This window comes from Streptomyces sp. NRRL S-337 (genome assembly GCF_000720175.1).
Classification (GTDB): Bacteria; Actinomycetota; Actinomycetes; order Streptomycetales; family Streptomycetaceae; genus Streptomyces; species Streptomyces siderophoricus.
Window position 1 is genome coordinate 19,351 of sequence record NZ_JOIX01000089.1, and the last position, 8,216, is coordinate 27,566.

8 protein-coding genes and 5 tRNA genes are annotated in these 8,216 nt (G+C 74.1%); 7 read left to right on the top strand and 6 right to left on the bottom strand.

The annotated features are described in order from the left end of the window. Window positions 1–22 precede the first annotated feature (22 nt). A complete protein-coding gene (locus IG62_RS0135785) occupies window positions 23–544 on the top strand; it encodes a DsbA family protein (protein ID WP_030813524.1) in 522 nt (173 codons plus the stop codon). Between the two features lie 38 nt (window positions 545–582). Here IG62_RS0135785 and IG62_RS0135790 read toward each other — a convergent pair whose 3' ends face one another. The 3 genes from IG62_RS0135790 to IG62_RS0135800 are packed head-to-tail and all read right to left on the bottom strand — an operon-like array spanning window position 583 to window position 3,342. After that, complete coding sequence (locus tag IG62_RS0135790; RefSeq protein WP_030813526.1) at window positions 583–1,413, bottom strand: GNAT family N-acetyltransferase; 831 nt, start codon at window positions 1,411–1,413, stop codon at window positions 583–585. A gap of 58 nt (window positions 1,414–1,471) precedes the next feature. After that, entirely contained in the window at window positions 1,472–2,296 is an 825-nt protein-coding gene (locus IG62_RS0135795) for an aminotransferase class IV (protein ID WP_030813529.1), read from the bottom strand. Beyond that, window positions 2,293–3,342: a chorismate-binding protein gene (locus IG62_RS0135800; RefSeq protein ID WP_037840161.1), complete on the bottom strand. Its 1,050-nt coding sequence runs from the start codon at window positions 3,340–3,342 to the stop codon at window positions 2,293–2,295. The genes IG62_RS0135795 and IG62_RS0135800 overlap by 4 nt, the downstream gene beginning before the upstream one ends. A 196-nt stretch (window positions 3,343–3,538) precedes the next feature. Here IG62_RS0135800 and IG62_RS0135805 point away from each other — a divergent pair. From IG62_RS0135805 to IG62_RS0135825, 5 genes are all read left to right on the top strand, one after another. Continuing rightward, a tRNA-Gly gene (locus IG62_RS0135805) sits at window positions 3,539–3,611 on the top strand. A 35-nt stretch (window positions 3,612–3,646) separates the two neighbouring features. Further along, a tRNA-Cys gene (locus tag IG62_RS0135810) sits at window positions 3,647–3,720 on the top strand. 1 nt (window position 3,721) lies between these two features. Next, window positions 3,722–3,793: transfer RNA gene (locus tag IG62_RS0135815), tRNA-Val, on the top strand. Between the two features lie 22 nt (window positions 3,794–3,815). After that, window positions 3,816–3,887: transfer RNA gene (locus IG62_RS0135820), tRNA-Val, on the top strand. 34 nt (window positions 3,888–3,921) lie between these two features. Continuing rightward, window positions 3,922–3,993: transfer RNA gene (locus IG62_RS0135825), tRNA-Val, on the top strand. A 125-nt stretch (window positions 3,994–4,118) separates the two neighbouring features. On the opposite strand, the gene IG62_RS0135830 is transcribed toward IG62_RS0135825, so the two are convergent. The 3 genes from IG62_RS0135830 to IG62_RS0135840 all read right to left on the bottom strand — a co-directional run bounded on the left by IG62_RS0135830 (window position 4,119) and on the right by IG62_RS0135840 (window position 6,039). Beyond that, entirely contained in the window at window positions 4,119–4,397 is a 279-nt protein-coding gene (locus IG62_RS0135830; protein ID WP_030813535.1) for a zf-TFIIB domain-containing protein, read from the bottom strand. Window positions 4,398–4,470: 73 nt separating this feature from the next. Then, the gene (locus IG62_RS0135835) at window positions 4,471–5,547 is read right to left on the bottom strand and encodes a phosphotransferase family protein (protein WP_078872461.1); all 1,077 of its coding nucleotides are present in this window, start codon (window positions 5,545–5,547) and stop codon (window positions 4,471–4,473) included. A 282-nt stretch (window positions 5,548–5,829) separates the two neighbouring features. Next, window positions 5,830–6,039, bottom strand: a complete 210-nt coding sequence (locus IG62_RS0135840) for a hypothetical protein (RefSeq protein WP_030813541.1) — start codon at window positions 6,037–6,039, stop codon at window positions 5,830–5,832. Between the two features lie 609 nt (window positions 6,040–6,648). Between IG62_RS0135840 and IG62_RS0135845 the strand changes: the two genes are divergently transcribed. Next, window positions 6,649–8,091, top strand: a complete 1,443-nt coding sequence (locus IG62_RS0135845; protein WP_037840163.1) for a serine/threonine-protein kinase — start codon at window positions 6,649–6,651, stop codon at window positions 8,089–8,091. The last annotated feature ends 125 nt before the right edge of the window (window positions 8,092–8,216 follow it).

An 8,216-nucleotide genomic window follows, 5' to 3' on the forward strand; every position in this document is an offset into this window, starting at 1 on the left:
GGTGGGCTGGAAGACTGGTCCCATGAACGACGCCACCACCCCCTCCCCCACCCGTCCCGTCCTCGACGTGTGGTGTGAGCTGCAGTGCCCGGACTGCCACGCCGCGCTGGCGGACCTGCGGGCGCTGCGCGAGCGCTACGGCGACCGGCTGGACATCCGGCTGCGCCACTTCCCCCTGGCGAAGCACAAGCACGCCTACGCCGCGGCCCAGGCCGCCGAGGAGGCGCTGGTGCAGGGGCAGGGCTGGCCGTACGTCGAGGCGGTGCTGGCGCGCACCGGGGAGCTCGCCGCGCGCGGCGAGAAGCTGCTGCTGGAGGTCGCCGGTGAGCTGGGGCTGGACGGCGAGGAGCTGGACACCGCGCTGATCGACGGGCGGCACCTGCTGATCGTGGACGCGGACGAGGCCGAGGGGAAGGCGATCGGCGTGACCGGTACCCCGACGTACGTGATCGGCGGGGAGCGGCTGGACGGCGGCAAGAGCCAGGAGGGGCTGCGCGCCCGGATCGAGGAGATCGCCGACCGCCTGCTGGCCGCTCAGGACTGAGCCGAGACAGGAAGAGCTCTGTAGCGCGGCCGGCCGCGCTACAGGATCGGCTTCCACAGCAGGTACCCGGTGGGCCGGTAGCCCAGCGACTCGTAGAGGCCGAGGGCCGGCGCGTTGCCCGCGTAGACGTTGAGGCCGAGGGTGGTGCGGCCGGCCGCGAGGCTCTCGCGCTCGGCGATCAGCATCAGTGTGCGGCCGTGTCCCCGCCCGCGGTGGCCGGGGTCCACCCGCACGTCGACGACGTAGCCGCCCGGCTGCTCCGGCATCCGCAGGGCGAGCCAGAGACTGCCGACGTCGGCGCCATCGTGGGACAGGATCCGCAGGACCTGGTCGGGGGTCTCCGCCCCGTCCGGCAGCAGGGCGTGGTGGCCCTTCACCGCGATGTCCTCGGCGCGGGCCGGAGACATCCCCTGGCCGGTCTGCGTACGGATGTGCTCGGCGAGCGCGGCGTCCCGCCAGGCGGGGTACTCCGCCTCGCCCAGCGGCCGGTCGGTGACGTCCCCGGGCAGCGGCGGCGGCGCGTCGAGGGGTTTGGACAGGGTGCGGCTGCGCTCGGTGTAGCCCAGGGCCGCCGCGAGCCGCAGCGCGGCCGCCGCCTCGGCCGGGACGGTCACCTCGATCTGGCGGCATCCCCAGCCGCGCAGCACCTCCTCGGCGGCGAGCGCCGCGACCGTTGCCCGGCCGCGGTGCCGGTCCGGCGGGTCGATGGCCAGGTAGGTGATCCGGCCGGCCGTCGGGCCGAAACGGGCGTCGGTCGACAGCCGGACCGTGCCGGCCCGCCGGCTGTTGACGCAGACGTCGTACGGGCGGGCCCGGGTGCCGTCGTCGTGGTGTTCCTCGGGTCCCGCGGGGCGCAGCGTAGTGGTCACGGGGACTTTCTACTCGCCCGTGTGCGGGCCCGTCATCACCCTGTACGGGGGCCGGTCGTCACCGCGGGTCGACGTCGGCGGCGGACTGCTCGTCGAAGATCCGCATGGCCTCGGCGGTCACCGGGCCCGGCCCGGCGGTCAGTTGGCGGCCGTCGATCCGGGTCACGGCCTGCACGTCGCGGAGGGTGGACGTCAGGAAGATCTCGTCGGCCCGCTCCAGGACGTCCAGCGGCAGATCGGTCTCCTTCGCGCCGGCCCAGGCGATGGTCAGGGCGCGGGTGATGCCCGCCAGGCAGCCGGAGGAGAGCGGCGGGGTGTGGAGTTCGCCGTCCAGGACGACGAAGACGTTGGAGCCGGTGCCCTCGCAGAGCGCGCCGACGGTGTTGGCGAACAGCGCCTCGGTGGCGCCCTGTTCGTGGGCGCGCGCCAGGGCGACCACGTTCTCGCCGTACGAGGTGGTCTTCAGGCCGGCCAGCGCACCGCGTTCGTTACGGGTCCAGGGGACGGTGACGGCGGCGGTGGTGTCGGGGCGGCGGGTGGTCGCGGAGAGCGCGACGACCAGCGTGGGGCCGGCGTCGCCGCGGTCCGAGCCGAGCGGGGACTCGCCGCCGGTGTAGGTGATCCGCAGGCGGCCCAGCGGCATGGGGTTGGCGTCGAGGACGGCCTCGCAGCCGCGCCGCACCTCGTCGAGGTCGGGAGCGGGCAGGCCGAGGCCGCGGGCGGAGGTGGCGAGGCGCTCCAGGTGGCGGGTGAGGGCGAAGGCACGTCCGTGGGCCGCCTTGACGGTCTCGAAGACGCCGTCGCCGACGGTCAGCCCGTGGTCGAAGACCGAGACCCGGGCGTCCTCGGCGTTCCGCAGTGACCCGTCCAGCCAGATCCTCATCGCTCTCCTCCGCTCGGCTCGTTGCGTCCCGACGCTACCGCGAGCAGGCGGCTCGCCTTCAGCTCGGTCTCCGCCCATTCCCGCTCGGGGTCGGAGTCCCAGATGATCCCGGCCCCGGCGCCGAAGCGGAGGAGCGGTCCGTCGGCTGGGGTGCGGTCGATCCAGAAGGTCCGGATGCCGACCGCGAGCTCGCCGGTGCGGCGGTCGGCGTCGACCCAGCCGATGCCGCCGCAGTACGGCCCGCGGGGCGCGGTCTCCAGTTCGTCGATGATCCGCAGGGCGCTGGACTTGGGGGCGCCGGTGACCGAGCCGGGCGGGAAGGTGGCGTGCAGCAGGTCGGCCCAGGCGCTCTTCTCGTTGGCGAGGTCCAGTTCGCCGCGCACCGTGGAGACGAGGTGCACCAGGCCGGGGTGCTCCTCGACCGCGCAGAGTGCCGGGACGGTGACGGTTCCGGTGGCGCAGACCCGGCCGAGGTCGTTGCGGACCAGGTCCACGATCATCACGTTCTCCGCCCGGTCCTTGTCCGAGAGGTCCGCGGCTGTCCGTCCGGTGCCCTTGATGGGGCCGGACCACACGGCGCGGTCGTCCCGCCGCAGATAGAGCTCGGGGGAGGCGCTGGCGATCTCCACGCCGTGGCCGGGCAGCCGGATGGTGCCGGCGTGCGGGGCGGGGTTGCCGCGGGCCAGCACCGCGGACAGCGCGTCGACGTCGGCCCGGTCCGGGTCGGGCAGCGGTGCGCTCAGCACCCGGCAGAGGTTCACCTGGTAGACATCGCCGGCCGCGATGTGTTCCCGGACCCGCCGTACGCCGCGGACATAGGCGTCGCGGTCCAGGGAGCTGACCCAGGCGCTTCGCGCGGGGCCGTGCCAGGTGCCGGGGGCGGGGGCGTCGGCCGGGGTGGCGGGGCGTACGTCGGCGAAGCGGGCGCAGACCACCTGGCCCTCGAAGTCGGCGGCCACCGCCCACCAGCCCGTCGAGTCGAGGGCCGCGGGATCGCTGGTCACATCCCGTAGATCGGTGGCTATCAGGCCGCCGAAGCGGGCCATGGGAGCGAAGTCGTGCACGTCAGCGAGTCTATGGCGGGGGCCCCGGGCGCGCCTGTGCCGGGCGAGCAGCGCAGCACGCTGCACAAACGCGTTTTTGTACTGGCCCCGGAATCCGCTAGAGTTCAACACGTCGCCGGGACGCGGAAGCGCCCCGGGGGCCCGGTAGCTTCCCGGACGTAGTCTGGGAGAGTCACCTGCGGACGTAGCTCAGTTGGTAGAGCACCACCTTGCCAAGGTGGATGTCGCGAGTTCGAGTCTCGTCGTCCGCTCGATGTGGGGGATCTTCCCGAACCCCCTCACTCCTGGTGGAGTGGCCGAGAGGCGAGGCAACGGCCTGCAAAGCCGTCTACACGGGTTCAAATCCCGTCTCCACCTCCAAGGACGATTAGCTCAGCGGGAGAGCGCTTCCCTGACACGGAAGAGGTCACTGGTTCAATCCCAGTATCGTCCACTGCCCGGCTCCACCGGGCCCCGCGCGATTAGCTCAGCGGGAGAGCGCTTCCCTGACACGGAAGAGGTCACTGGTTCAATCCCAGTATCGCGCACGCAGCTGTGGGTCTTCGCGATCCATGGTCCCGAGGACGATTAGCTCAGCGGGAGAGCGCTTCCCTGACACGGAAGAGGTCACTGGTTCAATCCCAGTATCGTCCACACGTAGCCCGAGGGCCGGAGCGTTTCGCTCCGGCCCTCGGCTTTTGTGCCGCGCCGTGCCGGTCGCGGGCTCCGGTCGCCGGCCGGCCGGCTGTGGCCGTGCCGGCCGGGCCGGGTGCGACGGTTCAGGACGAGAACAGCATGTGGCCGAGGCCGCGGTGATGACCGTGGTGCCCATGGTGGCCGTGGTGGCCGTGGTGCGGGGCGCCCCAGGCGGGTGCGGCGGGGTACGCCTGCGGGGCGGGCGGCGGCGGGGCCTGCTGGACCCACTGCGACTCCAGGCGGGTCAGCGCCTCCAGCTCCCCGTAGTCGAGGAAGATCCCCCGGCAGCCGGCGCACTGCTCGATCTGGACGCCATTGCGGTTGTACGTGTGCATCGGTGCATGGCACTTGGGGCACTGCATCGTCGGCTCAACTCCTGTCGTTCGCTGCCGCTCGGCGCGGCGCCACCGGAACGGCCTTCCGGTGGCGTGGGGTTCAGCGTACGACGGGCCCGCCGGGTGCCAACTGCTGCGGCAGGGACACCATCCGGGAGCAGGCGTCGATGACGGCGGTCGCGGCCTCGTCCAGCGCCCGCTCCCCGGTGACGGCCTTGGCGACGGCGAGCGCGGCGGTCTGCACGGTCAGGGCGCGGGCGGGGACCTCCAGTTCGGGCCAGGGGTCCCCGTGCGGGGGCAGGGCCGGCCCGCCCGCCGCGTGGTAGGCGGTCAGGAAGCGCGTCCAGATGTCCGGGGCGAGCAGGCCGGTGGCGAACCAGGCGGCGGGACGGGCCAGGTCCCAGGCCGCGTCGCCGAGACCGAGGTCGTCGATGTCGATCAGCAGCCAGCGGCCGCCGGTCGCCGGGTGGCGGACCAGCTGGCCGAGGTGGAGGTCGCCGTGGCAGAGGGACGCCGCACGGGGTGGCGGGACCTCGCCCCGGGCCCAGGGCGGCAGCCCGTACCAGGCCCGTTCGACGGCCGTAGCGGCCGCGCGCAGGATGCGGGGAACGGCTTCCGCAGGGCCGTTCTCCAACGCGCCGCGCAGCCGGGTCAGGGCGCGGGCGGCCTTGGCGGGGCCGCACATCGGCGGGACCGGGCCGGGGAGTTGGCGCGGATCGACACGGTGCAGCCGCGCCAGCAGGCGGGCGGCGTCCTCCCAGGGCGCCGCGTCGGGGTCGTCGGGCGCGACCGGGCTGCCGTACGGCCAGCGGGTCAGCGCCCGGCCGTCGTCGGTGAGGAGGAGGAAGCCGTCGGGGGCGGTGAGCGGGAGCGGGGGCAGCAGGATTCCGTGCAGGAGGGGGTGCGCGGCGATCCGGAGACGGGCGGCGAGGTCCTGCGGGTCGGCGTCGGGGGCGTGCGCCTTCGCGACCGTACGGCCACTGCGGACGACCGTGCCGTCGGGGCGGTCGGCGAGGACCTGGGGGTGGTCGGCGGGCGGGTGCGCGTGACCTGCGGGCGTCCAGGGGCGATCGACGGGCGTCTCGGGGGCCGGTGGTGCGGGTGGGGGGTCGGCTGGGCCGTCGGGGCCGGAGGATGCGGCGAGGGCGGCCAGGCGGTCGGCCAGCGGCGTGGTCATGGGTCCCCTCCCCCGGGCCTGCGTCGGTGTGAGGCCTTGCCCGGTCGCTGGTCGGGCCCGAAGGGGATCGTACGCGGCAGGGGCAGAGGCAGGCGGGGCGCGTGCGCAGGTGGCAGGGGCGCTCGGCGGAGTCGCTGGTCCGGTGGGTGGGCGCGGAAGCTCGACGGCCGGGCATCTCCCCAGATGCCCGGCCGTTCGTGCCGTCCGCCGCACCCCCGTCCCCACGGGGTATTCCGCCGGAGGTCCCCGTCCCGGGCCGCTCTCCCGGGACCGGGGCGCCGCTCAGCGCCCCAGCATTCCGGCCACGGACGACGCCTGTGTGATGACGGCTTCCCAGCCGCCGAAGACCACGGCGAGCAGGATCGCCAACGGCAGCACCATGGCCACCGCGACGAGGGGATGGCGGGTGCCCGAGGACTGGTGGCCGCCGAGCGCCGCGGCGGCCTTGCGCCCCTGCGCCCGAAGGGCCGTCCGTCCTGAGGTCCGATCCATCGTCCGCTCCCGTCGTCTCTGGAGCGGCGGGCGTCTGACCTCGGGGGACGAGCGCTGCGCCCGCCGCTTGATGACAACACTAGGCACGCGGCGCAGGCCAGGCGTCATGCCGTCGTACCTATTGGGCGGCCTCCAGGAGGATGACGGGACCGGGCGTCACGTACTCCCCTGGGTGGAGAACACCCCTGAGGAACCCGGGACATCCCCCAGGAGTCGCCCACCGGGCAGCAGGTCCGGGCGGAGCCGCATGCGTGACCTCGCTCACGCCGCCGGCTCCCCCACGCCCCGCCGTCAGGCAGCCGCCGGCCGCCGCGTACGCCGGTGCCGTCCGCCCCCGGGAGCCGTGACCCGCATCTCCGGCATTCGTCCTCGATCACCTTTCGTCGTGTCAATCCCCCTTATGTGAAAGATCATTGGGCGCGCGGGCGGAAAACCGGGCGGCCCGCACGCCCTTTTCCCCTCCCCCACTCCGAGGATCGCACCCGCCACCGACAATCCGGTTGCCGACGCATGCGCGGCCTCTCAGCACAGCGAGCCGTCAATCCGTAAGCTGTGCCACGTCAGACGGTTGGCAGCGGAGGGGCCTCCCACCGCAGGTAGGGGACGGACATGGCGATGATGCGGCTCCGGCGCGAGGACCCGCGTGTCGTCGGGACGTTCCGGTTGCACCGCCGGCTCGGCGCGGGCGGGATGGGCGTGGTCTACCTCGGCTCGGACAAGCGCGGCCAGCGGGTGGCGCTGAAGGTGATCCGGCCGGACCTCGCGGAGGATCAGGAATTCCGCTCGCGGTTCGCCCGCGAGGTCTCCGCCGCCCGCCGGATCCGCGGTGGCTGTACGGCGCGGCTGGTCGCGGCCGATCTGGACGCGGACCGCCCGTGGTTCGCCACGCAGTACGTCCCCGGCCCGTCGCTGCACGACAAGGTCAACGAGGAGGGGCCGCTCTCCCCCGCCCAGGTCGCTTCCATCGGCGCGGCACTGTCCGAGGGGCTGCTGGCCGTCCATGACGCGGGCGTGGTGCACCGCGACCTGAAGCCGTCCAACATCCTGCTGTCGCCCAAGGGCCCGCGCATCATCGACTTCGGCATCGCCTGGGCGACCGGCGCCAGCACCCTCACGCATGTCGGTACGGCCGTCGGGTCGCCGGGCTTCTTGGCACCGGAGCAGGTACGTGGGGCCGCGGTGACCCCGGCCACCGACATCTTCGCGCTGGGCGCCACGCTGGCGTACGCCTGCACCGCGGACTCCCCGTTCGGGCAGGGCAGTTCGGAGGTCATGCTCTACCGGGTGGTGCACGAGGAGGCGCAGCTCGCCGGGGTGCCGGACGCGCTGGCGCCGCTGCTCGCGTCGTGTCTGGCCAAGGATCCGGCGGACCGGCCCAGCACCTTGTCGCTGTCGTTGCGGCTCAAGGAGATCGCGGCCCGTGAAGCGCACGGTCTGTCGGGCGGTCCGTCGGGTGGTCTGTCGGGCGGTCTTCTGCAGAACGGGCCCGGCAGCGGGGCCGGATGGAGCCGGGCGGAGCGCCGTCCGTCGGACCGACCGACCGGGCAGCGGGCCGAGGAGTACGCGCGCCAGCGCACCGAGCGGCGGACGGCGGGCGGCTCCGCGCCGCGCCCGCATGCGTCGCGTCCGCCGGCGCCGCGGGACGGGGCCGGCGGACGGCCGGGCGGACCGGCGTCCGGTGCGGGTACGGGCACGGGTGCTGGTGCAGGCACCGGCGCGAGGAGGAATCCGCGTACCGCGGGGCGGAATGCCCGGCGTGGTCCGGCGGCACGGCCGACGGGGCGAAACGGTTCGCGCACCCCGGTCCGTACGACCTCGGTCGGGCGCCGGCCCGGCCCCGACCGCCGGCTGCTGCGTCAGCGGGTCATCGTGTTCGTCGTGGTGACGCTGCTGGTCGCGCTGGGGATCGCGGCGGCTCAGGGCTGCCAAGGGCCGGCCCGCGGGATGGGGGCCGATGGTATGGAACGGCTGGCTCCGCTCGCTCCGGCCGGGAGCCCGGCCGCTCCGGGTGGAGGCCAGCCGGCGCCGGGCGGAGGCTCGGACGCGCGGTAGGGCGTGCCGGGCGGGCGGTGGGCGGACCCTTAGTACTGCAACCGCATGTGGGGGTTGTGGCCTCGGCGTTGGTAGTGGCAGTGGCGGGCTCGGGCTTGGCTGCGTCTGCGGAAGTGTGACCAGTG

Excerpts from the sequence above, each read along its gene's own strand:
- IG62_RS0135785 (WP_030813524.1), top strand. The coding sequence starts at position 23 with ATGAACGACGCCACCACCCCCTCCCCCACCCGTCCCGTCCTCGACGTG.
- IG62_RS0135795 (WP_030813529.1), bottom strand. The coding sequence starts at position 2,296 with ATGAGGATCTGGCTGGACGGGTCACTGCGGAACGCCGAGGACGCCCGG.
- IG62_RS0135800 (WP_037840161.1), bottom strand. The coding sequence starts at position 3,342 with ATGGCCCGCTTCGGCGGCCTGATAGCCACCGATCTACGGGATGTGACC.
- IG62_RS0135830 (WP_030813535.1), bottom strand. The coding sequence starts at position 4,397 with ATGCAGTGCCCCAAGTGCCATGCACCGATGCACACGTACAACCGCAAT.
- IG62_RS0135835 (WP_078872461.1), bottom strand. The coding sequence starts at position 5,547 with ATGACCACGCCGCTGGCCGACCGCCTGGCCGCCCTCGCCGCATCCTCC.
- IG62_RS0135840 (WP_030813541.1), bottom strand. The coding sequence starts at position 6,039 with ATGGATCGGACCTCAGGACGGACGGCCCTTCGGGCGCAGGGGCGCAAG.
- IG62_RS0135845 (WP_037840163.1), top strand. The coding sequence starts at position 6,649 with ATGGCGATGATGCGGCTCCGGCGCGAGGACCCGCGTGTCGTCGGGACG.